Consider the following 22,660-nt stretch of genomic DNA (forward strand, 5'->3'; position numbering starts at 1 on the left):
ATTGGTCTGATTAGTTGCATTCTGTTTGGCGCTGTATGGATATGCGCGGCATTCCGAATTCTTTGGGTGTATGCCAATTATTCAGCCAGCAAAGCCATAAAGGCCCATCGGTTCGCCATGAGGACGAAAGCCAGAACAAAGGCGGCGTGGAAACGGTGGGGGATAGATTTATGACCAGGGCCGATGTTGAACGTTACCAGACCGAAAGCGTTAAGCGCGCCATGTTGCCGCCAGTAGCAAAGCACAGCCAGCAACAGCAAAAAACAAAACAGACCGCAGGAGAAGCCGCATGAAACGCGCAGACCAAAATATTGCATGGTCAGAATTGGCTAAGGTTCCTCGCCGTTCGTACCTTGGGAAATACCGCCGTCTCACCCCTGCGCAAAGCCGCTGGGTTCGCTCACTTCTTGGTATGTGGGGCCGAGAGTTTGGCGGGAGCGGAACGGAGCATCTTACTGACAGCGCTGGAATGTGGTCGATGATTCTGACTGGCTGGACTGGCGAACAGCAGGAGCGGATCACTACGGTGCTGGCAGGACTGCGCAAGATGGGATATTCCGGTGACCAACTCATCACTCAGGCAAAAGCTATCATTTGGCCTAAGAAGTCACTTTCTGACCTAATGGAGAAAGCCAGTGATGAGGAAGAGGCTGAGTTCATGGAACGGGTAATCCTAAAATCCTTCGCCAAAAACAGCATCGTCTACGAGATCGGAAAGGATTATTACACCTGGCGCAAGACCATTAACGATATGGCGCGTTGGATGCAGTACCATCACGCTCCCTTTCTGACTGAAAAGCAATGTATAGATCGCGTTCGTTGGTGCATTGAGTTGTTCAATTCTGCTGTCTTCTTCACGTTAATTGCAGAACTTGGCATCGAAAATAAAGAAAATTGCAAAAAAGACTTGAAAACAAGTTTTGAAGATGCATAATTCGTATATGCTCGGACGTCGAAGGCGAAAGAGCGAGGTGATATAAAAACACCAACAGAATTCAAGCCCGAGGTTAACGCCTTGGGCTTTTTCGTTTCCGGGCCGGAAGCTCATTTGGTATGAGCGATCCCCTCATAAGGGAAGGGTAGACAGGTTCGAATCCTTCACGGCCCACCAAAAACCCAGCCAGGGTATCTTCAGCCGCAGAGCTGACATTGCCACACCCTCACATTGCCAGCCTGTCGCTGGCTTTTTATTTCAGGCTCACGGGAATCAATCACTACGTGCTTTGTTGAAAATCCAGCCCGTGAAGCCTTACCTTACAACACACAGCTCCCGCATTTACCGCGAGGAGAGAGACTATGAAGATGGACGAAAGATACAGCAACGCGACATACGGCAGCGCTGGTCTTGCGGCTTTCTTTGCCAGCCTGTCATTGCAGGACTGGGGCTTCATCATTGGCGTCGCTTTCAGCATCATCCTCGGCGTCCTGACATACAGGCTCAATAAGCGTGAGCAAATGAAGCGCACGAAGATACTGCAGGACATTCTGAACAAGACTGATTCAAGCAACCCATCTGCTACAGCCAAAGTTCTCGCCGATCTCGGACAGAAAGCCCCGAAGGAAATCTGATGAACAGCACCCTGCGAAATAAAATTGCTGCCTCCATTGGTGGCGGTGCGATTGCGATCGCAACAGTCATGCTGTCAGGTAAAGATGGTCTTGAAGGTCGAGAATATGTGGCCTACCGAGATGTTGTCGGAGTGCTGACTGTCTGCGATGGACACACTGGATCCGACATAATCCCCGGAAAGCGATATACCGATAAGGAATGCGATGCACTAACCCGGAAAGATTTAACGCGTATTGCCGCGCAGGTTGATCCACATATCAAAGTGCCGACTACTGAAACTCAACGAGCAGCGATTTACTCTTTCGCGTACAACGTTGGCGCTTCTGCGGCCATCAACTCAACACTGCTGAAAAAACTCAATGCCAAAGAATACGCAGCGGCATGCGAAGAATTAAAGCGTTGGGTGTATGCCGGTGGTAAGAAGTGGAAAGGCCTGATGAATCGTCGCGATGTTGAGTATGAGGTTTGTACCTGGAGCCAGAAATGAGCGGGTTAACCGCAATCATCATCGCTTTTGTCGTCTGCATCATCGTATCTCTTGGCTGGGCTGTTAACCACTACCGCGATAACGCCATCACCTACAAAGACCAGCGCGATAAAGCCACTGAGAAACTCAGCCTGGCGAACGCCACCATCAAAGACATGCAGACCCGCCAGCGTGATGTTGCTGCGCTGGATGCCAAATACACGAAGGAGTTGGCCGATGCGAAAAAGACCATTAGTGATTTGCGTCGGGATGTCGATTCTGGCGCTAAGCGGCTGCGCGTCTCCGCAACCTGCCCCGGAGTGCCCAAAACCACCTCCGCCACCGGCGTGGATGATGCAGGAGCCCCCGAACTTACTCCAGACGCTCGACGGAATTATTTCGATCACCGGGACGGAATCGCAACCGCTGACAAAATGATTCGCGGCATGCAGGACTACATCAGCACTCAGTGCATGAAATGATTTGTGTAACCCCGCAAGGATGGTGATCACATCTTGGCGGCTCGGAATAGACGAGAAGTGGCATAGCAACATCGTGAGATGGTGGCGACCGCTGCGACAAGAATTCACCCCACGCGCTGTATCGTCGCAGTATCCCCACATTAACCATGACCGCTGGCTGACGGGCCTCTCCTTAGCGTGAGTGTGTGGAGATAATCAATAACGATGCATACCGGGTTTTTCGGCGACGGTTCGCTGGTTTATCCCTCATTGCTCGCCGTCTCGATGCGGGGGTAGAAGAAATCGAGAGTGTTTTACAGAGCTTTTCACTAAGAAGGCTCGATAAAGCAGAGTTTGTTTTATGTGCGCCTACGGGCCCGATATCAACTAACCAGTGGAATATTCCAATATGGCAGGTCTGACACCAAAGCAAGAGGCTTTCTGTCAGGCATACATCGAAACGGGTAATGCTTCTGAGGCTTATCGGACGGCGTATGCTGCTGACAGGATGAAGCCGGAAGCAGTGCACGTAAACGCCAGCAAACTTCTGGATAACGCTAAGGTAGCACTAAGGGTAAAAGAACTTCAGGGAGAGATAAAGCAGCGCCATAACGTAACTGTTGATTCCCTATTAGCTGAGCTAGAAGAGGCCAGGCAGAAAGCCTTAAACGCAGAAACGCCACAATCTTCAGCTGCTGTAGCGGCAACGATGGGTAAGGCCAAGCTGGTTGGACTGGATAAACAGATTATCGATCACACCTCATCCGACGGAACCATGTCGCCGAAGCCGACCATCATCCAGCTACTACCCGTTGAGCCAAAGCATGAATGACGCCGTTCAATTGCCAATCCCGGCAAAGTTAGCGCCGCTATTCATTGCCACGAACAAGCGTTATCGCTGTTCTCATGGGGGGCGCGGAAGTGCTAAAACACGAACGTTCGCCATGATGACTGCGGTTATCGCATATCAGGCATCAAGCAAAGGAGAGTCTGGCGTCATTCTCTGCGCCCGCGAATTCATGAACTCCCTGGAAGAATCCAGTATGGAGGAGGTGAAGCAGGCGATTCGTGCTGTTCCGTGGCTGTCAGCTAATTTTGATATTGGCGAAAAATACATCCGCACAATTGACCGTAGAGTAAGTTATGTGTTTTGCGGTCTCCGTCATAACCTTGACAGCATTAAGTCGAAAGCGCGCATCTTACTCTGCTGGGTTGATGAGGCAGAGACTGTCAGTGAAACCGCATGGCAGAAGCTTGATCCTACAGTGCGTGAGCCCGGCTCTGAAATATGGGTAACATGGAACCCGGAACGAGACGGTAGCGCAACTGACAAAAGGTTTCGCAAAGAGGCAGGGGAAGACTGCATAACGGTCGAAATGAATTACACGGATAATCCGTGGTTTCCCGATGTGCTGGAGACCGTGCGACAGAACGATCAGCGCCGCCTCGACCCTGCAACCTACGCATGGGTATGGGAGGGTGCTTATCTCGAAAACTCAGATAAGCAGGTGCTGGCCGGTAAATATCGTGTCGCTGAGTTCTCAGATAACCTCTGGAAAGAAGCGGAGCGTCTGTTCTTCGGTGCCGACTTCGGTTTCGCCAAAGACCCGAACACGTTAACCCGCTCTTTCATCCTGCATAACAGGCTCTATGTTGAGTATGAGGCCTACGGCGTTCATACCGAACTGGACCACATGCCAGAACTGTACGACACGATTCCTGGCGCGCGTGACTGGCCCATCAAGGCAGACTCAGCACGACCCGAGACGATCAGCTACCTCAAGCGGCAAGGGTTCAACATCTCAGCCGCCGAGAAATGGCAGGGGAGCGTTGAGGACGGGATCGCACATCTTCGTGGCTTCGACGAAATCATTATCCACCCACGCTGCAAGAACGTGGCGCGCGAGGCCCGCATGTGGTCGTACAAAACGGACCGCATCACTGGCGAGGTGTTGCCTAAACTGGCTGACGGGGATGAGCATACCTGGGACGCAGTCCGCTATTCCCTTGATGGACATATCAAACGTAAACAGCAGGGGGTTGGCATGATGATACCTAAGCGCCTGCTTTAATCTGACGGACACGACATGAACAAAAACACATCCTTTTTTAAGGATGCGCTTGACTACAACCCAGAAACTGGATTGTTTGTCTGGAAAGTGCGTCCGAGAGATCATTTTTCCACTGATCGTGGATGGAATTTATTTAACTCGACGAAGGCCGGAAAGGTCGCTGGGACAATATCTGAACAAGGATATTTAAAAATAAACTTTGGCGGAACAATTCACCGCGCTCATCGTCTGGCATGGCTGTTCTGTCATGGTTATTACCCCGCCGAGGATATTGATCATATTAATCACATCAGGTCTGACAACAGAATATCCAACCTGAGAATTGCGTCGAGGAAAGAGAACCAGAGGAATCAGAGCTTACACCGCAATAACAAGAGCGGGCATAACGGCGTTCACTGGCGTAATGACTGCCAAAAGTGGCGGGCAATGATAATGGTTAACGGAAAAAGCAAGCATCTTGGGTATTTCTCAAATATTGAAGACGCAGTTAAAGCCAGAATCTTAGCTAACGAATTAAGCGGGTTTCACAATAATCACGGAGCATCTACATGAGCAAATTACAGATGGCCGTGAACCATGCAATAAATGACGCTAGGCTTGCTCGCTCAAGAATGGCCCTGCTTACCCCAAGCCTTGGATTGGATGCAAAAAGGAATTGTGCTTGGGCGGAATACGGATTCAAAGAAGAATTAACCTTCGACGATCTGTATAAACTCTACCGGCGTGGCGGTATCGCTCACGGCGCTGTCGAAAAGCTTGTTGGCAAATGCTGGCAGTCAAACCCTGAAATCATTGAGGGTGAGAAGTCAGATGAAACTCGCAAGGAGACACAGTGGGAGTCCAAAGCTAAACAGGTTTTCACCAATCGACTGTGGCGCGCGTTCCTTGATGCCGATCGGCGGCGTCTTGTTGGTCGATACGCAGGGATTCTCCTTCATATCCGCGACAATAAAGCGTGGAATCTTGAGCCAACGAAAGGGCGAGGTCTGGAGAAAGTAAGCATTTCATGGGCTGGCTCGCTGAAAGTCAGCGAATGGCATGACGGACTGGTTTCAAAGAACTACGGCCAGCCGAAGATGTGGCAGTACACAGAAATTCTACCCAATGGTTCCTCTCGCCGTGTCGATATCCACCCTGGTCGCGTTTTCATCCTTGGTGATTATACCGATGATGCGATTGGATTTCTTGAGCCGGCTTATAACGCCTTTGTCAGCCTGGAGAAGGTGGAAGGCGGTTCCGGTGAGTCATTCCTGAAAAACGCCGCGCGCCAACTCAACGTTAACTTCGAAAAGGAAATCGACTTCAATAATCTGGCGTCGCTGTATGGCGTGAACATCAATGAATTACAGGAAAAATTCAACGAAGTCGCCGGGGAGATTAACCGTGGTAACGACGTGCTAATGACCACTCAGGGGGCGACAGTTACGCCGCTTGTCACTACCGTGGCAGACCCAACGGCAACCTACGACGTTAACCTCCAGACGGCTGCTGCTGGCGTGGACATCCCGACGCGCATCCTTGTTGGTAATCAGCAGGCTGAGCGTTCCAGCACTGAAGACCAGAAATACTTCAATACTCGCTGCCAGTCTCGCCGTGGCGACCTGTCATTCGAGATTGAGGACTTCTGTGACAAGTTGATTGACCTCGGAATCATCGACCCGGTTGGGCAGAAAACAGTCATATGGGACGACCTCAACGCGCAAAGCGACAGTGAAAAACTGGATGCCGCGCAGAAGATGTCGCAAATAAACAGCGCATCGCTGGCGACAGGCGAGCAGGTGTTTACTGGTGAAGAGATTCGTGTAGCGGCCGGGTATGAGGGTTCACCCGAACCACTTCCAGAGGTAGATGATGACGAAGAAGAAGAAAGCGAAGTCACCGATACTACCCGGAAACCTTAAAGATCCGACAGGCGCTGACCGCCTTGAGCGCGGAGCAATGAACGAGTTCGCCAGGCGAATGAAACGCATTGGCAAAGCCTACAAGGACATTCTCGACCGCATTCCTGCATCACCATCAGTAAACCAGCGTTATACCTTCGACCTCGATTCCACACAGTTATCAATGCTACTCAGCAATGCCTCATTGCTGGTGGATGAGATTTTGGGTGCAGATAACGAGACGGGGTTCTGGTTCTGGGCTGATTACGTCAACCCGGCGTATCAACGCGGCACGGCGCAGGAGTTCGCCAATCTGTCACAGCAGTCTGCCGTGTACGCGGCAGGACAGGAAAGCGTATCGGCAATCCTCCTGAGTGAGCCGTACCGTCGCAGACTGATTCTGGTTCGCGCTCGCACCTTTGAGGAAATGAAGAACCTCAGCGCCACTGTGAAAGCCGATATGGCGCGGATACTGACTGATGGGCTGGGGCGCGGACAGAACCCGCTGGAGATAGCGAAGCGCATCACTGAGCAGACGGGGATTGAGTCTCGCCGGGCTAATCGTATTGCCCGGACGGAGATTACCACGGCTTTGCGTCGCGCTCGCCTGGACGAGGACGACGAAGCCAGAGAGCAATATGGCATCCGTACAAAGCAGATGCACATATCAGCGCTCAGCCCGACGACCCGTAGCACGCATGCCGCGCGCCACGCTCACCTGTACACCGCAGAAGAACAGCGGGAGTGGTGGGCTAAGGATGCAAACAGCGTGAACTGCAAATGCTCCACGATCGCGGTACTGGTCGATGAAAACGGCAAGCCGCTAAGCGACACCATCATCGATAAAGCTCAGAAAACATTTAACACAATGAAAGCCCGTGGCTACCAGTGGGCGAAGGGTTAACTCATGCCAATACAAGTGAACGTCACCTCCAAGGTGAACAGTAAGACTATCCGGCGAGAACAACACAACGGGCGTGAGCACTGGGTTGTTCCTTCCTATACCCTCCCGGCAAACGTGGTTATGAATGGCGGTCTTTATCCGGCTAGCGAGATTGACCAGCACTATACAGGGCTTGAGGGGACGCTGGCGCCGCTGGGGCATCCACAGGCCAACGGTAAGTTTGTTTCTGCTTTCAGCCCGGAAGGGTTGAATGTGGGGTATGTCGGCGCATGGAACAAAAACGTCAAGAAGTCAGGCAATCGGGTCTATGTCGAAAAATGGATCGACGTTGAGGTAGCCGGGCGTACTGATGACGGCAAACGCCTCCTTGAACGGCTCGAATCGCTGGAGAAAGGCGAGGATGTACCGCCAATTCATACCAGTGTTGCCGTATTCCTGGAAGAACTGGAGGCGAACGAAGAACAAAAAGCTCAGGGGGCTAAATGGGTTGCAAAAATTCACGCGATGGATCATGACGCAATTCTTCTGGATGAGGTTGGTGCAGCAACGCCCGAGCAGGGTGTCGGGATGATGGTGAACGCCGACCTTGCCACGCCACTGAAGGCTAATTCCGGCGCGCTGGTTGGCGAAACCTATCGCGAGCGAGAGCGGCGACTGGAGAAGGCTGCGAAAGATAAATTCGCTCCCGGCGAGAAAGAATATGCGTGGGTGGCAGATTTCACCGACTCACAGGCCGTAATCATCCTCAATAATGGCGATCCGAAGGTTTACGGATACAAGTCTGAAGGCGGAAAGATTGTCTTTGACGATACCGGGACAGAGGTTCAGCGCCAGAGCTCATGGGTTGCTGTCGTCAACAAGCTCAAATCATTTTTCACACAGCAGGAACAGCCTGCACCAAACCACAAAATGGAGGGCGACATGCCTTTAACCACTGAAGAGAAACAAGAGCTGATCAGCGAAATCGGTAAAGGTCTGGCCGCCAACTTCGCCGAAGCCCTGAATCCGATTAAGGACGCGATCGTCGGCCTACAGGCCAACCAGGACAAGCTCACTGAAACGCTGACTGCTAACTCTCGTGCCGAAGAGAAAACCAAGCGTGAAGCAGTGGCAAAAGTTCACGGCGAGATTGTCGCTAATGCGCTGTCAGGTGAAGCGCTGGACGCGATGTTTAAAACAATCGGTGAATCCGCGCCGCTTGGCACCAACTCTGCACAACAGCAGAAAGAAACCGGTGCGCCGAACCCTGACGAATACTTCAAATAAGGAGCCAGACTAATGGCACGTTATCGTCGCGTTAATATCGACGGTCAGTCTCTGCACAAGACCGAAACCCGTAAAGTGGCCGCCGCGTCATTGCCGGGAACTTTCGTTACCATCAACGGTGACAATGAGTTTGCAGTAGCCGCAACAACGGTTGGTCGCCTGTATGTGCTCGACCCTGCATTCAGCGAAGGGCTGGGTATTACTGACTCTATCCCTGCTGGTCACTCCACATCTGGTAACTACGTGGAAGAAGGCCGCGAACTGGCAATCCTGTGTCCTGCGGGCACTTACGCCAAAGACGCCCCGATCAAGTTGGGCGCAAATGGTCAGGGGGCGATTGCCGACTCTGACACCGACACCGTTCTTGGCTATAGCCAGGACGATGCAACTATCGCTGCCGGCGCTACCGACTTTATCCGCGTGCGCTTCCGCGTAGGCACTGTAGCCCCGGCAACTGGCGGCGGCGAGTAAAAGGAGAATATGAATGTACTTCACTAAAGAAACGCTTGCCACGAATAGCCGCCTGCGCCTTCACTGGAACTCTCTGTGGGCGCAGCGCAACATCTGGGATACCGCGCATAACATCATGGTTAACCAGTACCGTGGCGCGATGGATGCAGAAACGCTGGCGGCCAATGCGCTGGCCGGTGATGGCCTTGGTCGTGAGTTCTGGGCTGAAATTGACCGCGAAATCGTCCAGTCTCGCGATCAGGTGATCGGCATGGAAATTGTCAACGACCTGATGGCTGTGCAAACCGTTCTGCCGATCGGCAAGACTGCCAAACTTTACAACACGATTGGCGATATTGCTGATGATGTCTCTGTGAGTCTTGACGGTCAGGCGCCGTATTCCTTTGACCACACTGATTACGGTAGTGATGGTGACCCGGTTCCGATTTATACCGCTGGCTTCGGTGTTAACTGGCGTCTTGCCGCAGGACTGAATACCGTCGGCATTGATCTGGTGCTGGATTCGCAGACAGCAAAAACCCGTAAGTTCCATAAACGCCGCGTGACTGGTTATCTGGATGGTAATCCGACAATTCAGGTTCAGAACTACCCGGCACAGGGTCTTCGCAACCACCGCAACACCGCCAAAATCAACCTTGGCTCTGGCGCAGGTGGCGCGAACATCGATCTGACAACAGCAACACCTGCGCAGGCACTGGCATTCTTCGGTCCGACCGGTGCATTTGGCGTGACTGCCCGCGCCAACCAGGTTACAGCCTATGACGTTTTGTGGCTGTCTCCTGATATCATGGCGAACCTGTCCAGGCCATACACTATTGAGGTGGGTGACGGTACAAACGCGATCATCAGCGGTTCGGTTCTGGATGCTATTCGCAAGTTTATTCCGGTGAAAGACATCCGCCAGACTTATGCGCTGAGCGGTAACGAGTTCCTGGCTTATGAGCGCCGTAAAGATGTGATTTCCCCGCTGGTTGGCATGGCCGTTGGTGTTGTGCCGCTGCCGCGTCCTATGCCTCAGAGCAACTACAACTTCCAGATCATGTCTGCTGAAGGTTTGCAGATTAAACGTGATGACGAAGGTCGTTCTGGCGTGCTGTACGGCGCGAATCTGGCATAAGGAGAACAGCATGGCTAAATACCAGGTAACCAGGGCGTGGCATGGAGTGAACGTCGGTGATGTGGTTGAAATTGAAAAACTGCATCCTGCGCTGAAGCCTCATGTTATGAAACTCTCTGATGCTGCGCTAACCCCGGCGACGCCAGATGCAGGTACGGATGTGAAATCCCGAAAAGAGATTATCGCCTCGCGCCTGACTGAGCTGGGTATCGAGTTTAAAGGCAATCTCGGAGCTGAAAAACTCGGAGAGCTATTGCCGGAAGGCGAACTCGAAAAACTGTTCCCTGCTGAATAACCGCCGCCGCTAAGGCGGTTTTTTTATGCCCCGCTCCGGCGGGGCTAATAAGGTGCATAACATGATCCCAGAAGATATGAAGCAACCATTGCCTTACACGCAGTTTGCTGAGATTTCATCGTTGAGCGTCGCCAACGAGATCAGTCTTGCGATATCCAGCACCACCGAACTGGTTAAAGACTCGTCGAGCGTGGAACGATTGATTCTCCTCAAGCATCTTCGCGCGCTTTGCGACCTTCAACTCAATAAATTATCAGGGCTGGAATAGTTATGGTGACGCTGGAACAGGCCAAAGAGTATCTGGAGGGCCAGGGAATTACCATTCCCGGTTTTGTTCTTCAGGCTCTCGTCGACCAGGCCAACAGCATTCAGGAATGTCTTGATGCGCATTATCCGGCATCGACGGCGCTTCTGATTCAGTTCTACCTGCTGGCGCTTATGGGGCTAGGGCAGGGTGATAAATACATCAGTTCACAGACAGCACCCAATGGTGCATCGCGTTCATTCCGGTATCAGTCGTTCACCGACCGCTGGAAAGGGGCGCTGGCACTGTTGCGTGGCGCTGACAAACACGGCTGTGCTAATGACCTCATCCCTCCAGACCCGACCAATACAGCGTTTGCTGGTATCTGGATTGGCCGAGGTGGCTGCATGTGCGGGAGTAAGTAATGGCATGGGTATCGGTTAAGCAGCGATTGCCTGAGCCGTTCGTCAAAGTCTGGGTGATGACCGACAGTGGTAAGCGCGTTACCGGCTATGTCAAAAGCAACGGTGACTGGTATCTGTTGTGCCGGAAAGTTGCAGCGGAGAAACCGGAGGTGATCCGGTGGGAGGATGGCAATGTCTGAAACAGCGCGCTGGAGTTACACCAACGTTGCGACAATCTATCCGCGCGTCTACGACGACTGGAACAGCACCTGGACAAACGGAACTCCCTACCTGATTGACTGCACCTGGACGGCAAACAATGAAGTTGCGGTAGATGCCAGCGGGAAAGAGTTCACCACGAACCTGATTTTCTTCACTGAGCTTAAGCGTAACGGCGTCGATGCAACCATGCCGAAGCGCGACTGGTACATCGCAAGAGGTGACACAACGGCGCAGGCCGATCCGCTGAAGGCTGGTGCCAATGTCATCAAAGCGGTGACTGAATGGGATATGTCACCATTTGGTGAGGAACCCGATTATAAGGTTATGACGTGAGGTAATCATGCCCGTTAAAGGTATCAAGCGTGTTCAGATGAACACCCGCAAGGTGCTGGCAGAAATTGCCGGGCCACGCACAGAAAGAGTGCTGACCGAGGTCATGATTGTAGGATCGTCTCACGCAGCACTACTTACTCCCATTGACACATCCACTCTTATCAACAGCCAGTACAGAAAGCTTGAACCAATGCCAGGTGGGATGCAGGGAAAGGTCGGGTACACGGCTGCATACGCTGCCGCCGTTCATGGTATGTCCGGGAAGCTAAAAGGCCAGCCGCGTGAACACTTCGGAAAAACTCGCGCTGGAAAAGAATTCGGTGGCGGCACAGGAAAAGGTAACTATTGGGACCCGGACGCTGAACCAGAATTCCTGACTAAAGGCTTTGAGCGTGACGGTCTCAACGAGATAAAGGCCATCATCAAGCAAGGGTACAAAGTATGACACGTAGCGAAGTGTATGACGCGTTGAGAGCGTGGTTGCAGTCGCATGGCTTTGATGTTGGTTATCGCGTTCAGAAGCGTTTCTGGAATGAGCTGGAGAATACAGAGTGGGAGAGATACCTTGTCATCCAGCAGAACGGCGGCGGCAAGCCAGAAGAGGCGATAACCCGTGATTATTTCCGCATCCTCCTCCTGTCAGGCCAGAACGACAGCAATATTAACCAGGTTGAAGACCGCGCCGACGCCATCCGCCAGGCGATGATCGACGACTACAAAACTGAGTGCATCATCTCGATGCAGCCAATCGGCGGCATCACCGCCATCCAAACCGAAGAAGGTCGTTACCTCTTCGATATTTCCTTTCAAACCATCATTTCCCGATAACACGGAGATAATTAATTATGGCCGGATGCGAATCAGGTGCATTCACCGGGCGCGATGTCGTCGTTTATTACGCGATTGGTTGCCCGGAAGTACAACCAGCCGCCAGCGCATACAATCGTTTAGGCATGATGCGCGGCAAAACCGTAAATGCTGAGTGGGAAACCGCAGACGCAACAGGCGACATGAGCGCTGCATTTACTCAGGAAAACCTCGTTACCTACAAGAACATTTCATTCTCTGGTGACGGCGTTACCCGCAAAGAGGATGTATACGCACAGAACGCGCTGAAGCGTCACGTTTACAACCCGCCAGCAGAAACCAGCAACCAGCCTTACGTGTGGTTAAAAATCATCTCACCGAACGATATCACCGAGGGCCCGTTCATGGTGACTTCATGGGGCGATGAAGCGCCGCACGATGACGTTGCCACCTGGTCTATTGAGGCATCCAGTGCTGGTAGTGTGGACGTGCGCGACGTTGGTGCAGTCATTACTATCACCGCTCAACCGCAGAATCGTACGCTGACCGTTGGTGATGCGCTGAATCTGTCAGTATCCGCAATGGTTTCTGATGGTTCAGTGCTGACATACCAGTGGAAGCATGATGGTGAAGATATCAGCGGCTCCACGTCTGCCACTTACACCAAAGCGAGTGTTACAGAAGATGATGCCGGGGCTTATACCTGTCAGATCACTTCGACCACCGCTGGCAGTCTGACGTCTGGCGCGGCGACGGTTATCGTCAACGCAGAGTAAGCATGAGGGGCGGAAGCCCCTTTTTCTTTGAGAGGTTTCATGAAAGCAATAACCGATATCGGCCAGGCTGTCATTCGGGCCGGTAGCAAAGAGATATTTCTCAATCCGTCATTCCTCGCTATGTCGCGCATCGGCTCACCGGAACAGATTGTTGATGCTTTCGTGAAGGTTCATGCAGGCCATTATCCGAAACACCGCATCGCTGATATTCAGACTCTGAAGGCTGTCAACGCTCGTTGTTTTGCTGAAATGGCAGCGTCAGCTGCCAGCGTAGTTCGCCATTGCTCGGAGGATGACGTTGCAGAGGTGATTGGTTCGTACTCGGTGAACTCGGCAGGACGACTGCTGTTTAAGCCGGGGGCCATTCCTATCGAGGATGTTATCCAGCTTGCCCGACATCTGATGCTTCATGGCGTAATGGGCGACCAGCCACCGGAAGAATTCGAAGGAAAGAAAGGCGAATACAGCGACAAATTCGATGTCCGGTCATTCGTCTACACCGCTGTGGCGCACTTAGGCATGAGCGAGGCAGATGCCTGGAACATGACAATGACCAGCTTCCGCGCCGCCATGAACGCCAAATTTCCGCATAAAGAGAAAGCCAGAGTTCCGACTCAGGAGAAATACGACGAAGTCATGGACTGGGCAGAACAGATGCTGGAGATCGACGCGCAACGGAACGGGCCGCATTAATCACCTTCGGAACAACACAACCAGCCTCGCTAAAGCGGGGCTTTTTTATAGCTGCAATAAACCCAACGCGCTTCACACGCGCACGTTATAATCCTAGAGCCTACAGAAAGCGAGCCTGAGAGTTAGTTGTACTCTGGGGCGGCTATCTCTGTGTGACAGGCTCACTTTCTATAGGTAAACCTCATGCACTATCCAACCGTATCTGTAAACGGCGTATCCGTTCGTGTCGATAACGAAGGGCGATACAGTCTCAACGATCTTCATGCTGCGGCAGTAGCCAACGGCGAAGCCACCGAGTCACAAAGACCCAGCGTCTTTCTCCGCAGCGCCCAGATCAAACGTTTCGTAAAAGCCCTCAAATCCAAAGCACTAAAAAGTGCTTCGGAACAAAATCAACCGCTTAGGGTAATAAAAGGCGGTGATCAAAGTGGGGCATGGGGCGTTGAGCTTCTGGCTATTCGCTACGCGGCCTGGATTAAGCCCGAATTTGAAATTGAGGTATACGAGGTTTTCAGAACAGTAGTTCGCCTCGGCATTAATGCCATGTCTCGCCTCAACAAAATAGACCATGTGATTAACACCGAAACCAAAGCGATTAGCCAGTGTGCCAGTCAGATGGCCCGGTGGGGAGTTGGTGGGCGCAAAAAGCTACTCCATGCAGCGCGCGAAAGGGTTGCTGATGAAGTGCAGATGTATTTGCCAGGGATCGCCTGAAAAAAGAAGCCGTCAGGGAACTGACGGCCATTAGAGAGTCCGCAATGGCGCGGAAAACTGATCATTGAGCTTTTGAAAAGCCACAAATATTGAGGATGTGGTTGTCATTTACTCAATTTCTTTATAGCTATAGGATAATGCCTAAAATGGCGTAGAGGGATAAAGGAATGAAAAAACTACCAATTATTGTGATCTGCGTTGCACTCCTCGCTGGTTGCGCAGGAATCATGGAGAAACAGGAGCCGATCTGTGAAGGTGTGGCAATGTTCGGCGGGCAGGACACCATCGTACAGATATACGGAGTTCGCAAAGTAGCCAACCAGACTCAGTATCGCGCTGGATACCCGTTCAACTGGCAGTGGGTATCAAAGAATAATTTCTCCAGCACTACCTGCGACAAAAAACCAGAGGTTCGAAACGACCTTCCAACCAAATCAGCCTGATCGAAGTGCACATCAAACCCGCTTAACTGCGGGTTTTGTCGTTACGCAAATCCCTGCTAGGATTAGTCCGATTCTATACTGATGGGAATAGGGATATGAAAAGACTTATTTTAGCTGGCCTTATTGGGGTAGCGTCTATAGTGACAACAGCTTGTGCGCCAAAAGTTGATACTATTGATTACAACCAGCGCTCACTGAAACTGTCACTAGGCATGTCTAAATCAGATGTTATGCAAGTAATGGGACAGCCTCGCAGGACTGACGTAAACCAGGAAAGAGAGCGGTGGATCTACTGGAATAAAGCTCTTTACGGTTACACAATCGTTGATAATGAACAATTAGCGACAGACCGACTTACAGTAACTTTCGTCGATGGGAAGGTAACTAAGTGGGGGCAACAGACTCTAACTGACGATATTCTTGAGTCAACACAGAAAACCGCACAAGCGTATGCTGATGCAGCGAAAAGTGGGAAATAATAGTCAGGAAGGAATTGAAAATGAAAAAATTTATTTTTGTTGCGTTGTTAGCAAGCGCAGTGAGTGGTTGTGTTTCATATCAAAGGTCTGCGGCAATTAGTGCAACCCAAGGCGTAACGTTTGCTCAAAAAAACGGCTATGAATATATAAAGTCTTATGAAGTAAAAAAAGACATATCAGTTTCATCGGCTGACGCGCTGAAGTCATGCGTTCTGAGTAATGTTACTAATAACCAAGTGCAGTTAACGGACGCATCAAAGAGTTTTAGTGGAACATACACGGGTAACTACTATAACGTTCAGACGCAATCAAGTGTTCATGGTGGTTCTGTTATTCAGGCTGAAACAAAAGATGGAATTATCTTTGCCGGTACTGGTGAATATTTAACTGCGAGTCTTGGTATAAAAAGAACCGTTAGATATACAGGGGAAATTAATCAGCGACCAGATCATGTAATGTTCAATTTTTCAAACATTCAGCAAGTTCAAAATGATAGTGGCGCGATATCGAATAACGGTTTCTTTGATGTAGGTTCATGGGATGCGGCTAGCCCAGAAAGTGTCGTTGCTGTTTTAAACGAGAAAGCCAATGACATAACCAATTGCTTACGACATAAGTAAGTTAAGAAAATAGAAAAACACCCGCTTCGGCGGGTTTTTTTATGCCAGGAGAAAGTGAAATGACCCAGAACGTCGGCGATATTGAATATGTGATAAAGGCGGATACTGCTCAGTTGCTGAGAGCTGACAAACAGGTTCGTGACGTAACAGACGGCATGGAAGGCGGTTTCAAGCGGGCTGATAAGGCTGCATCATCTCTCACTTCCTCATTCGGATCTTTGAGCCGGGTTGCCACTTCTCTGATGGCTATCCTGTCGGTTCAACAGGTCTCTCAGTATGCCGACGCCTGGACAACGCTCAACAACAAACTGGCTAACGCTATTCGTCCGAACGAGCAATTGCTGGATGTGACGGAGCGCGTATTTAATATCACGCAGCAAACCAGAGCCAGCCTTGATGCGACCGCTACTTTGTATGCACGCCTTGAGCGAGGAACCCGGCAATATAATACCTCTGCGGAGGATCTGGCTAAGCTAACAACTATTATCAACCAGGGCTTTGTTGTGTCCGGCGCTACAGCACAAGAGGCTGAGAACGCAATCATTCAGCTATCTCAAGGTATCGCCTCGGGAGTTTTGAGAGGGGAGGAGTTTAACTCTGTTGCTGAACAGGGTTCCAGGCTGATGGTTGCTCTCGCTGACTCCATGGGCGTTGGTATTGGAGAGTTACGCCAGATGGCCGCTGCCGGGAAGTTAACTACTGATGTTGTGGTTAACGGATTACTTTCACAAGGGGTGACGATCGGCAATGAGTTCGCCAATACCACGACAACTATCAGTCAGGCGTTGCAGGTTGCCGGGAACAACATCACCAAGTTCTTTGGTGAAAACTCCACGGTAAAAACCGGTACAGCGATTTTCAACGATGCCGTGATCAGCGTCAGTGAGAACATCGGCGCTCTTAGTGCCATCCTGACCGCCGCCGCTGCTGTTATGGGTAGCCGTTATGTTGGTGCGCTGACAATGGCTACTGCTGCGAAGGTAAAGGCTGCCGTAGCTGCACGAAATCAATCTGCTGCTGAAATGCAGGCGGCGCAAGCCGTTGCAAATAAAGCTGCCGCCGACCTCCGCGCAGCCGCTGTCGCAAAAGAACGGGCGCTGGACGAGATCCGCCTTGCGGAGATGATGAAGCAGACAGCGGTTAGTGCGACAAATGCCGCCGCTGCCGAGCAACGCTTGTCTGTCGCCAGGGTAGCGGCTACTGCTGCTGTTGCAAATTACAATCGAGCATTAGTAGCAAGTAACGCAGCTCAAGCGGCAGCATCATCCGGGGCTGGTCTGGCAAGCAGGGCTTTAAGATTGATAGGTGGGGCTGGTGGTGCAGCCATGCTCGCGGCCAGTGCGATTCTATATTTCTCTCAGCGAGCTAAAGAGGCCAGAGACGATGCCAATAACCTGGCGGATAGCGTCAATGAACTGAGCGCTAAGTTCCAGACTATGTCGCATACCGAACTGGCGGCAACCATTGGCAAATTGAGCCAGAATCTGCCTGAGCTAAGCGATGCTGTAGCCGACGCACAGAAAGAATTTAACGACGCTACTGCCGCCGTTCAGAGGCAAGAAAGGGAGATCGCTAACTGGGGAACGAACACTACTCGAGGACGTCAGGCCGCTGAAGCATTAGGTGGCGCCCAGGATAATTTAGCGATTAAAACTCTCGTACTTGAACGCGCTCAGAATCGCCTTAGCCAGACGCAGAACGCTATTAACATTGGACGCGCCACGCTTAATGGCACGATGAGGCAAGGGATTGATCTGCTTCGCCGGGATGGTGAGGAAGCAGGTATCACCGCCGGTATGATGGGCAAGCTTGGCGATATGATCAATTTCGCCGCCAAAGCGAAGGAGAAATTCAACTCCAGCAGTTTGATGGTAGAGCGTCCGAAAGACGTTCAGGACTACCTTGATAAACTGCAAGATCAAGTGACACTCCAGAGCGAGCTTAACGATCGTAAGCGTGCGCAGTTGAAGGCTGAGCAGGACATCAGAAAACTTGGTGGAACTGAAGCTGATGTCAGACTGGCGAGGGAAAGGGCTGCTGCTGAATACGACGCCCAGCAAGCTCAGCAGAAAGGCAAAAAGGAAACTAAAGACGCCACGTCTGAAGCGTCAAAAGCTGCCACAGCAATGCAGTCAAATGCGCAGAAAATTGCAGACTACAAACAAAGAGCAGGTCTTGCTGCAACCACCACGCAAGAGCTATCTCGTGAACAAGCCATCTTGAGGGCTGAGCAGTCTTTAAATAGTAGCGCTACGAAAGAACAAGTAGCTGAAATAAGAAAATATGCAGCGGCTGAATGGGATGCAGCCAATGCGGTTAAGATGCGCCAACAGGCAGAGCAAGGTAAAAAGTTTGCTCAGCAAGAGATAGCTGCATACAAAGTAATGCCAGACGCTCAGACTGGTAACTCTATTGATCTTCTGGCCCAAATCGACCTGGAAGAGCAGCAAAAGCTTGCTGCTCTGGCAAAATATCAAGCCATTGACAAAGAAAATGCCCAACTTTACGAGGATGCTAAAACAGCGATTCAGCAACAAGCTGCAAATGAGCGCATTAATATAGCCAGAACGGAAGCCCAGAGGCAGGTTGATGTGGTTAATACCATGCTCAATGGAATTTCTCAGGGATTCGACGGGTTGGCTACCATTATTGCCAACAGCAAAGGCAAGAACAACACAGCATATAGGGCGCTTTTCGCGATCAGTAAGGGGTTTGCCACTGCTCAGGCGGCGTTAAACCTTCAACTGGCTATCTCTAATGCGATGGCATCCGGGCCGTTCCCGTGGAATATGGCTGCAATGGCTCAAGTCGCAGCTGCGGGTGGCTCCCTGATATCAAGCATTGCTAGCGTTGGATATAGCGGCGGTCGTCGCTACGGCGGAACGGTATCTGCTGGCAACTCCTATCGAGTCAACGAGGATGGTCGTTCTGAAATCTTCCAGACTGCTGGTGGTCAGCAGATGTTCATTCCGAACCAGTCAGGGAAGGTGATATCGGCTGATAAGGCGGGTGGTAGCTCCTTCAATCCGGTTATGAATCTGACGATAAACACCACAGGCGGAATTGGTGATGATGATATCGCAAGGCTGCGAAAGGCATGGAGCAACGACATGCTGAAGATGATGGTGGACCAAAGTACGAGACCGGGCGGGCTATTACAGGGCAGGAAAAAATAAGCGGCTAAAAGCCGCTTTATTATTCAACCCTGACCACATCCTGTTTTGACTATCTCTTCAATGATGTCGTTGACGGTCTCAGCTGCCGCTCGAAGTTCTTCCTTTGATGTTGAGTCGCTTTCAAGTTCATCAAAATTCATTGAGCGAGTTCCCGCAAGCCTCATAAGAGCTTGCTTTTGATCTTCGTTGAGCGTTGCGATTACGTAGCTGAGTACTGTTTTTACAGCAAGGCCATTAAGTTGCTCATGGGTTGGTGCAGCCATTTTTAATCTCCTGATGGCTTGAAAAGTTGCACTAATTCTAACATGCGTAAATGCGCCAAAAGAAATTTAAAAGGTTTAACCATGCCAGAAATATTCACATGGACACCGCAGAAAGCCTACTCCGTTGAGCGAACGCCGAACGTAGCCGTCGTTAAACTCGGTGACGGTTACGAACAGCGACAGGTGAAGGGTATCCATCCGTTAATGGATAAATACTCGCTCACCTTTCGCGGCGTCATCGGAGCTTGCCGTAGCAACCCGGCAAAGGATGCTGAGGCATTTCTCAAGGCTCGAATGGCGGTAGAAGCGTTCTACTGGACGCCATCCGATACGGGAGTACAGAAGCTTTATGTCTGCCGCTCCTGGAATATGACAAAGACCGGGCCGCTGTTTGAACTGACGGCCACGTTTGAACAGGTGCCACGATAAGGGGATTATTATGAAATTTACCGAACTACCTGATCATGTAATTGAAGCAGCAGCAAAAACCCTTTCTCGCGAACTTGAAGGGGTATCGACGTGGGAAGATGATAAACGAACGGAAAAGGCCAAAGCTGTTGCCGAATCCGTTCGTGATAGTTTTATCCAATTGTGTTCAGAGGAGAAAAATGGCACTTCCTCTTTTAATTGCCAAATCCGACTTGGCATTCAGAAGCGGGAAGGGAAAGATACTAATCTTGAATCTATTTTGCAGAACGCACTTGCAGCTCATGCTCAATCATTCCAATAGCCATTTCTCTTGAAGCTTTAAACTGCGATGCTGCGGCAGGTTTTGGATTGTTTTTCTCAAGATAATCCCAGGTTCTTTCAAGCTCCTTTTTAATACCACTCAATTGATCATCACCAACTACGTGCAAAATAGCGCGAAGCATAGTATCGAAAGCGCCTAACTGAACAGCTAAACTGTTTGGTTGTTCCATTTTATTTCCTTATCCAGAGGTAATCAGCCATCCCTCTTTGCCTGAGTTCGCCAGTGCCACGCCACTGGCGGGCTGAGCATCAACCATAACCAGGTATGTAGATCAGTAACATCCTGACAAATGATCAGTAGCCGCCTCCGAGCGGCTTTTTTTATGGGAGTTTGCCGTGCGCGACATACCAGCAAATTTGATTATCGACAGCGTAGACGCCGGAGTAGGAGCATTCATCGATTTGTTCGAAGCTGACCTGCAACCCTTTGGTGGCGACCTTATCCGGTTCCATTCCGGCACAAACGGCTATTACGGCAATGTTATCTGGAAAGGTAACCAGTACCAGGCGTACCCGATAGCAGTGGAAGGATTCGAGTCAAAGAACGAAGGCACATATGCCCGCCCGTCAATGGCGGTGGCGAACGTTACCGGCTTATTGACGGGTATCAACCATGACTTTGATGACATGCTGGGAGTGGTCATCACCCGAAGACAGGTTCCTGTGAAATACCTGGACGCGGTGAATTTTCCGAACGGCAACCCTGATGCCGATCCGACGCAGGAAGCAGTTTCCCGCTACGTCGTTGAAGAGATGACGGAAGAGACGTTCGAGCAGGTGACCTACACGCTGGCGACACCGATTGACTGCGACAACGCCATTATCCCGGCTCGTACCATTCTCGCCGACGTGTGCCAGTGGCAGTATCGCGGCGTCGGGTGTGGATATGACGGGCCGCCTGTTGCAGATGAGCGCGACAATCCAACCACGGATCCGGCGAAAGACAAGTGCTCTCACCGTCGTAGCGGCTGCCGCTTCCGTTATCCGCGACCTGAACCCATGCCAATCAGCAGCTTCCCCGGCTCTCAGAAGGTTTCCTGATGCAAGAATTACTCGATTATGCGGCGTCGTCGCAGGATGAAGTGTGCGGCTTAATCCTTGATGGCGATCGGCTGTTCCGCTGTCGGAACGCGCACCCCGAACCGGGCAAGCATTTCCGCATCAGTGATGATGACTGGCTGGTGGCCGAGGAAGCAGGAGAGGTGACGGCGGTCTTTCACTCGCACCCACAAAACGTACCTTTCCTGTCTGGCGCTGATCGTCAGATGCAAGAGGTTACAGGGCTTCCGTGGTGGCTGGCGTGTGGTGGACGGCTCCTTAAATTCAGGTACGTCCCATTCCTTCTGGGCCGCAGGTTCGAACATGGCGTCATGGACTGCTACACCCTTTTCAGGGATGCGTATCACCTGTGCGGTATTAACCTTCCTGATTTTGAGAGAACTAACGGGTGGTGGTTACGAGGTGAAAATCTCTATCTGAACAACATGCCGCTCAATGGTTTTCGCCAGGTATCGCCTGGCGAAGCGCAACCTGGCGATGTCATCATCAGGCAACCATTCCCCGGCGCTGACCCTTGCCACGCAATGATCCTCCTCGAAGAAAACATGGTGCTTCACCACGACCACGCCGGACACCTTAGCCGGAGAGAACCAATGCGCCCGGCATACGTTAAGCAGATGCATTCCATATGGAGACATGAACAGTGCTCATCTTTAAATTTGCGGGCAATTTACGCCGATTTTACCGCCAAATCTCTCTGAACGTAGACACGCCGGCGCAGGGACTGCGTCTGCTTCTTGCCCAGAATCACGAATTCAAAAAAGCATTCCTCAATACAAAACTTCGGCTCCGAATAGCGGGCGAGGATGTTGAGGCATCGGCTATGCAATGGCATCTGGATCGCTACCTGAAAGATGGTTCTGTAGTCCTGTTTGTGCCGGTAGTTGAAGGAGCTCTCACTGCCGCTGCTGCGGCATGGATTGCGGTTGCCGTCAGCGTGGCTTCAATTGCGTACTCGGTCTACATGTCCCGCAACATGAAAACTAAAACGTCAGCGGAAGCGGCTGAGACAAACACGCTAACGAATAACTCATTTACCAGTGCGGAAAACCGTGTCGGGCAAGGGCGCCCGGTGCCAATCCTCCTTGGGGAAATGGAAGTCGGCTCGAACGTCATTTCTCTCGGTATTGACACAAGTAACAACCAGGACTGGACAGAATCAATTAGCTAAGGTG

At 51.3% G+C, this 22,660-nt stretch carries 34 protein-coding genes; 32 read left to right on the forward strand and 2 right to left on the reverse strand.

Annotation, left to right across the window (positions count from 1 at the left end):
* Nucleotides 1-170: 170 nt before the first annotated feature.
* From OGV67_RS07905 to OGV67_RS08035, 27 genes are all read left to right on the forward strand, one after another.
* Nucleotides 171-293 (forward strand): PPVAKH motif-containing phage-derived small protein, encoded by a 123-nt coding sequence (locus tag OGV67_RS07905; RefSeq protein ID WP_286465286.1) that lies wholly within the window; start codon nt 171-173, stop codon nt 291-293.
* Nucleotides 290-934, forward strand: coding sequence for a DUF1133 family protein (locus tag OGV67_RS07910; protein WP_286449654.1), 645 nt, complete (start codon nt 290-292; stop codon nt 932-934). The genes OGV67_RS07905 and OGV67_RS07910 overlap by 4 nt, the downstream gene beginning before the upstream one ends.
* Before the next feature lie 362 nt (nt 935-1,296).
* Entirely contained in the window at nt 1,297-1,569 is a 273-nt protein-coding gene (locus OGV67_RS07915; protein WP_048224292.1) for a phage holin family protein, read from the forward strand.
* A complete protein-coding gene (locus OGV67_RS07920) occupies nt 1,569-2,057 on the forward strand; it encodes a lysozyme (RefSeq protein ID WP_286465289.1) in 489 nt (162 codons plus the stop codon). Before OGV67_RS07915 ends, OGV67_RS07920 begins: the two co-directional genes overlap by 1 nt.
* The gene (locus OGV67_RS07925; protein WP_286465292.1) at nt 2,054-2,518 is read left to right on the forward strand and encodes a lysis protein; all 465 of its coding nucleotides are present in this window, start codon (nt 2,054-2,056) and stop codon (nt 2,516-2,518) included. The genes OGV67_RS07920 and OGV67_RS07925 overlap by 4 nt, the downstream gene beginning before the upstream one ends.
* A gap of 388 nt (nt 2,519-2,906) precedes the next feature.
* Nucleotides 2,907-3,329 carry a terminase small subunit gene (locus OGV67_RS07930; RefSeq protein WP_115614626.1) on the forward strand — a complete coding sequence of 141 codons (423 nt, stop codon included), beginning with the start codon at nt 2,907-2,909 and terminating at the stop codon, nt 3,327-3,329.
* Nucleotides 3,322-4,569: a PBSX family phage terminase large subunit gene (locus tag OGV67_RS07935; protein ID WP_286465296.1), complete on the forward strand. Its 1,248-nt coding sequence runs from the start codon at nt 3,322-3,324 to the stop codon at nt 4,567-4,569. Before OGV67_RS07930 ends, OGV67_RS07935 begins: the two co-directional genes overlap by 8 nt.
* A 15-nt stretch (nt 4,570-4,584) precedes the next feature.
* On the forward strand, nt 4,585-5,121 hold the full coding sequence (locus tag OGV67_RS07940) for an HNH endonuclease (protein ID WP_063815326.1): 537 nt from the start codon (nt 4,585-4,587) through the stop codon (nt 5,119-5,121).
* Nucleotides 5,118-6,470 (forward strand): anti-CBASS protein Acb1 family protein, encoded by a 1,353-nt coding sequence (locus OGV67_RS07945; protein WP_286465299.1) that lies wholly within the window; start codon nt 5,118-5,120, stop codon nt 6,468-6,470. The genes OGV67_RS07940 and OGV67_RS07945 overlap by 4 nt, the downstream gene beginning before the upstream one ends.
* Complete coding sequence (locus tag OGV67_RS07950; RefSeq protein ID WP_286465301.1) at nt 6,421-7,353, forward strand: phage minor head protein; 933 nt, start codon at nt 6,421-6,423, stop codon at nt 7,351-7,353. The genes OGV67_RS07945 and OGV67_RS07950 overlap by 50 nt, the downstream gene beginning before the upstream one ends.
* A gap of 3 nt (nt 7,354-7,356) precedes the next feature.
* Nucleotides 7,357-8,619: a hypothetical protein gene (locus OGV67_RS07955; protein ID WP_286465303.1), complete on the forward strand. Its 1,263-nt coding sequence runs from the start codon at nt 7,357-7,359 to the stop codon at nt 8,617-8,619.
* A 12-nt stretch (nt 8,620-8,631) separates the two neighbouring features.
* A complete protein-coding gene (locus OGV67_RS07960; protein ID WP_286465304.1) occupies nt 8,632-9,090 on the forward strand; it encodes a gp53 minor capsid family protein in 459 nt (152 codons plus the stop codon).
* Between the two features lie 13 nt (nt 9,091-9,103).
* A complete protein-coding gene (locus tag OGV67_RS07965; protein WP_286465306.1) occupies nt 9,104-10,207 on the forward strand; it encodes a major capsid protein in 1,104 nt (367 codons plus the stop codon).
* A gap of 10 nt (nt 10,208-10,217) precedes the next feature.
* Nucleotides 10,218-10,502 (forward strand): hypothetical protein, encoded by a 285-nt coding sequence (locus OGV67_RS07970; RefSeq protein WP_286465307.1) that lies wholly within the window; start codon nt 10,218-10,220, stop codon nt 10,500-10,502.
* A 61-nt stretch (nt 10,503-10,563) separates the two neighbouring features.
* Entirely contained in the window at nt 10,564-10,770 is a 207-nt protein-coding gene (locus tag OGV67_RS07975; protein WP_143194476.1) for a hypothetical protein, read from the forward strand.
* A 2-nt stretch (nt 10,771-10,772) separates the two neighbouring features.
* The gene (locus tag OGV67_RS07980; RefSeq protein ID WP_286465311.1) at nt 10,773-11,171 is read left to right on the forward strand and encodes a DUF7370 family protein; all 399 of its coding nucleotides are present in this window, start codon (nt 10,773-10,775) and stop codon (nt 11,169-11,171) included.
* Complete coding sequence (locus OGV67_RS07985) at nt 11,171-11,350, forward strand: hypothetical protein (RefSeq protein ID WP_071697820.1); 180 nt, start codon at nt 11,171-11,173, stop codon at nt 11,348-11,350. The genes OGV67_RS07980 and OGV67_RS07985 overlap by 1 nt, the downstream gene beginning before the upstream one ends.
* Nucleotides 11,343-11,705 (forward strand): hypothetical protein, encoded by a 363-nt coding sequence (locus tag OGV67_RS07990; protein ID WP_286465315.1) that lies wholly within the window; start codon nt 11,343-11,345, stop codon nt 11,703-11,705. The genes OGV67_RS07985 and OGV67_RS07990 overlap by 8 nt, the downstream gene beginning before the upstream one ends.
* A 7-nt stretch (nt 11,706-11,712) precedes the next feature.
* Nucleotides 11,713-12,150, forward strand: a complete 438-nt coding sequence (locus OGV67_RS07995; RefSeq protein WP_286465316.1) for a hypothetical protein — start codon at nt 11,713-11,715, stop codon at nt 12,148-12,150.
* Entirely contained in the window at nt 12,147-12,533 is a 387-nt protein-coding gene (locus OGV67_RS08000) for a phage tail termination protein (RefSeq protein WP_286465317.1), read from the forward strand. The genes OGV67_RS07995 and OGV67_RS08000 overlap by 4 nt, the downstream gene beginning before the upstream one ends.
* 17 nt (nt 12,534-12,550) lie before the next feature.
* Nucleotides 12,551-13,288 (forward strand): immunoglobulin domain-containing protein, encoded by a 738-nt coding sequence (locus tag OGV67_RS08005; RefSeq protein WP_286465320.1) that lies wholly within the window; start codon nt 12,551-12,553, stop codon nt 13,286-13,288.
* A 39-nt stretch (nt 13,289-13,327) separates the two neighbouring features.
* Nucleotides 13,328-13,981 carry a DUF6246 family protein gene (locus OGV67_RS08010; RefSeq protein WP_286465324.1) on the forward strand — a complete coding sequence of 218 codons (654 nt, stop codon included), beginning with the start codon at nt 13,328-13,330 and terminating at the stop codon, nt 13,979-13,981.
* Between the two features lie 183 nt (nt 13,982-14,164).
* Nucleotides 14,165-14,695, forward strand: coding sequence for a KilA-N domain-containing protein (locus OGV67_RS08015; RefSeq protein ID WP_198447790.1), 531 nt, complete (start codon nt 14,165-14,167; stop codon nt 14,693-14,695).
* Between the two features lie 167 nt (nt 14,696-14,862).
* Nucleotides 14,863-15,138 (forward strand): phage exclusion lipoprotein Cor, encoded by a 276-nt coding sequence (cor, locus tag OGV67_RS08020; RefSeq protein ID WP_286465325.1) that lies wholly within the window; start codon nt 14,863-14,865, stop codon nt 15,136-15,138.
* A 95-nt stretch (nt 15,139-15,233) separates the two neighbouring features.
* Nucleotides 15,234-15,617, forward strand: coding sequence for an outer membrane protein assembly factor BamE domain-containing protein (gene bamE / locus OGV67_RS08025; protein WP_200026777.1), 384 nt, complete (start codon nt 15,234-15,236; stop codon nt 15,615-15,617).
* A 20-nt stretch (nt 15,618-15,637) separates the two neighbouring features.
* Nucleotides 15,638-16,237 (forward strand): hypothetical protein, encoded by a 600-nt coding sequence (locus OGV67_RS08030; protein WP_286465327.1) that lies wholly within the window; start codon nt 15,638-15,640, stop codon nt 16,235-16,237.
* Between the two features lie 59 nt (nt 16,238-16,296).
* Nucleotides 16,297-19,413: a tape measure protein gene (locus tag OGV67_RS08035; protein ID WP_286465328.1), complete on the forward strand. Its 3,117-nt coding sequence runs from the start codon at nt 16,297-16,299 to the stop codon at nt 19,411-19,413.
* A gap of 23 nt (nt 19,414-19,436) precedes the next feature.
* Here OGV67_RS08035 and OGV67_RS08040 read toward each other — a convergent pair whose 3' ends face one another.
* Nucleotides 19,437-19,676, reverse strand: a complete 240-nt coding sequence (locus OGV67_RS08040; RefSeq protein WP_248129317.1) for a hypothetical protein — start codon at nt 19,674-19,676, stop codon at nt 19,437-19,439.
* A gap of 81 nt (nt 19,677-19,757) precedes the next feature.
* Between OGV67_RS08040 and OGV67_RS08045 the strand changes: the two genes are divergently transcribed.
* Together OGV67_RS08045 and OGV67_RS08050 are read left to right on the forward strand one after the other, a co-directional pair.
* Complete coding sequence (locus OGV67_RS08045; RefSeq protein ID WP_286465331.1) at nt 19,758-20,105, forward strand: phage tail protein; 348 nt, start codon at nt 19,758-19,760, stop codon at nt 20,103-20,105.
* A gap of 10 nt (nt 20,106-20,115) precedes the next feature.
* A complete protein-coding gene (locus OGV67_RS08050) occupies nt 20,116-20,406 on the forward strand; it encodes a hypothetical protein (RefSeq protein WP_286465332.1) in 291 nt (96 codons plus the stop codon).
* On the opposite strand, the gene OGV67_RS08055 is transcribed toward OGV67_RS08050, so the two are convergent.
* The gene (locus OGV67_RS08055; RefSeq protein WP_286465334.1) at nt 20,360-20,596 is read right to left on the reverse strand and encodes a hypothetical protein; all 237 of its coding nucleotides are present in this window, start codon (nt 20,594-20,596) and stop codon (nt 20,360-20,362) included. The genes OGV67_RS08050 and OGV67_RS08055 overlap by 47 nt on opposite strands.
* A 166-nt stretch (nt 20,597-20,762) precedes the next feature.
* Between OGV67_RS08055 and OGV67_RS08060 the strand changes: the two genes are divergently transcribed.
* Genes OGV67_RS08060 through OGV67_RS08070 form a run of 3 tightly spaced genes read left to right on the forward strand, consistent with a single transcriptional unit; the run spans nt 20,763 to nt 22,656 of the window.
* Entirely contained in the window at nt 20,763-21,467 is a 705-nt protein-coding gene (locus OGV67_RS08060) for a phage minor tail protein L (RefSeq protein WP_031608852.1), read from the forward strand.
* Nucleotides 21,467-22,186 (forward strand): C40 family peptidase, encoded by a 720-nt coding sequence (locus tag OGV67_RS08065; protein ID WP_286465336.1) that lies wholly within the window; start codon nt 21,467-21,469, stop codon nt 22,184-22,186. Before OGV67_RS08060 ends, OGV67_RS08065 begins: the two co-directional genes overlap by 1 nt.
* Nucleotides 22,129-22,656: a tail assembly protein gene (locus tag OGV67_RS08070; protein ID WP_200030019.1), complete on the forward strand. Its 528-nt coding sequence runs from the start codon at nt 22,129-22,131 to the stop codon at nt 22,654-22,656. The genes OGV67_RS08065 and OGV67_RS08070 overlap by 58 nt, the downstream gene beginning before the upstream one ends.
* Nucleotides 22,657-22,660 lie beyond the last annotated feature (4 nt).

The sequence above is a fragment of the Citrobacter sp. CK188 genome, assembly GCF_030333525.1.
GTDB classification, from domain to species: domain Bacteria; phylum Pseudomonadota; class Gammaproteobacteria; order Enterobacterales; family Enterobacteriaceae; genus Citrobacter_B; species Citrobacter_B koseri.

Bases quoted from the DNA above. Each gene is read 5' to 3' on its own strand.
- OGV67_RS07990 (WP_286465315.1), top strand. From the start codon at position 11,343: ATGTCTGAAACAGCGCGCTGGAGTTACACCAACGTTGCGACAATCTAT.
- OGV67_RS08055 (WP_286465334.1), bottom strand. From the start codon at position 20,596: ATGGAACAACCAAACAGTTTAGCTGTTCAGTTAGGCGCTTTCGATACT.
- OGV67_RS07985 (WP_071697820.1), top strand. From the start codon at position 11,171: ATGGCATGGGTATCGGTTAAGCAGCGATTGCCTGAGCCGTTCGTCAAA.
- OGV67_RS07980 (WP_286465311.1), top strand. From the start codon at position 10,773: ATGGTGACGCTGGAACAGGCCAAAGAGTATCTGGAGGGCCAGGGAATT.
- OGV67_RS08050 (WP_286465332.1), top strand. From the start codon at position 20,116: ATGAAATTTACCGAACTACCTGATCATGTAATTGAAGCAGCAGCAAAA.
- OGV67_RS08045 (WP_286465331.1), top strand. From the start codon at position 19,758: ATGCCAGAAATATTCACATGGACACCGCAGAAAGCCTACTCCGTTGAG.
- OGV67_RS07940 (WP_063815326.1), top strand. From the start codon at position 4,585: ATGAACAAAAACACATCCTTTTTTAAGGATGCGCTTGACTACAACCCA.
- OGV67_RS07950 (WP_286465301.1), top strand. From the start codon at position 6,421: ATGACGAAGAAGAAGAAAGCGAAGTCACCGATACTACCCGGAAACCTT.
- OGV67_RS08010 (WP_286465324.1), top strand. From the start codon at position 13,328: ATGAAAGCAATAACCGATATCGGCCAGGCTGTCATTCGGGCCGGTAGC.
- OGV67_RS07915 (WP_048224292.1), top strand. From the start codon at position 1,297: ATGAAGATGGACGAAAGATACAGCAACGCGACATACGGCAGCGCTGGT.
- OGV67_RS08065 (WP_286465336.1), top strand. From the start codon at position 21,467: ATGCAAGAATTACTCGATTATGCGGCGTCGTCGCAGGATGAAGTGTGC.
- OGV67_RS07935 (WP_286465296.1), top strand. From the start codon at position 3,322: ATGAATGACGCCGTTCAATTGCCAATCCCGGCAAAGTTAGCGCCGCTA.
- OGV67_RS07965 (WP_286465306.1), top strand. From the start codon at position 9,104: ATGTACTTCACTAAAGAAACGCTTGCCACGAATAGCCGCCTGCGCCTT.
- OGV67_RS07960 (WP_286465304.1), top strand. From the start codon at position 8,632: ATGGCACGTTATCGTCGCGTTAATATCGACGGTCAGTCTCTGCACAAG.
- OGV67_RS07930 (WP_115614626.1), top strand. From the start codon at position 2,907: ATGGCAGGTCTGACACCAAAGCAAGAGGCTTTCTGTCAGGCATACATC.
- OGV67_RS07925 (WP_286465292.1), top strand. From the start codon at position 2,054: ATGAGCGGGTTAACCGCAATCATCATCGCTTTTGTCGTCTGCATCATC.
- OGV67_RS07920 (WP_286465289.1), top strand. From the start codon at position 1,569: ATGAACAGCACCCTGCGAAATAAAATTGCTGCCTCCATTGGTGGCGGT.
- OGV67_RS08000 (WP_286465317.1), top strand. From the start codon at position 12,147: ATGACACGTAGCGAAGTGTATGACGCGTTGAGAGCGTGGTTGCAGTCG.
- OGV67_RS07910 (WP_286449654.1), top strand. From the start codon at position 290: ATGAAACGCGCAGACCAAAATATTGCATGGTCAGAATTGGCTAAGGTT.
- OGV67_RS07995 (WP_286465316.1), top strand. From the start codon at position 11,713: ATGCCCGTTAAAGGTATCAAGCGTGTTCAGATGAACACCCGCAAGGTG.
- OGV67_RS07945 (WP_286465299.1), top strand. From the start codon at position 5,118: ATGAGCAAATTACAGATGGCCGTGAACCATGCAATAAATGACGCTAGG.
- OGV67_RS07975 (WP_143194476.1), top strand. From the start codon at position 10,564: ATGATCCCAGAAGATATGAAGCAACCATTGCCTTACACGCAGTTTGCT.
- OGV67_RS08040 (WP_248129317.1), bottom strand. From the start codon at position 19,676: ATGGCTGCACCAACCCATGAGCAACTTAATGGCCTTGCTGTAAAAACA.
- bamE (WP_200026777.1), top strand. From the start codon at position 15,234: ATGAAAAGACTTATTTTAGCTGGCCTTATTGGGGTAGCGTCTATAGTG.
- OGV67_RS08015 (WP_198447790.1), top strand. From the start codon at position 14,165: ATGCACTATCCAACCGTATCTGTAAACGGCGTATCCGTTCGTGTCGAT.
- OGV67_RS08005 (WP_286465320.1), top strand. From the start codon at position 12,551: ATGGCCGGATGCGAATCAGGTGCATTCACCGGGCGCGATGTCGTCGTT.
- OGV67_RS07955 (WP_286465303.1), top strand. From the start codon at position 7,357: ATGCCAATACAAGTGAACGTCACCTCCAAGGTGAACAGTAAGACTATC.
- cor (WP_286465325.1), top strand. From the start codon at position 14,863: ATGAAAAAACTACCAATTATTGTGATCTGCGTTGCACTCCTCGCTGGT.
- OGV67_RS08035 (WP_286465328.1), top strand. From the start codon at position 16,297: ATGACCCAGAACGTCGGCGATATTGAATATGTGATAAAGGCGGATACT.
- OGV67_RS07905 (WP_286465286.1), top strand. From the start codon at position 171: ATGACCAGGGCCGATGTTGAACGTTACCAGACCGAAAGCGTTAAGCGC.
- OGV67_RS08030 (WP_286465327.1), top strand. From the start codon at position 15,638: ATGAAAAAATTTATTTTTGTTGCGTTGTTAGCAAGCGCAGTGAGTGGT.
- OGV67_RS07970 (WP_286465307.1), top strand. From the start codon at position 10,218: ATGGCTAAATACCAGGTAACCAGGGCGTGGCATGGAGTGAACGTCGGT.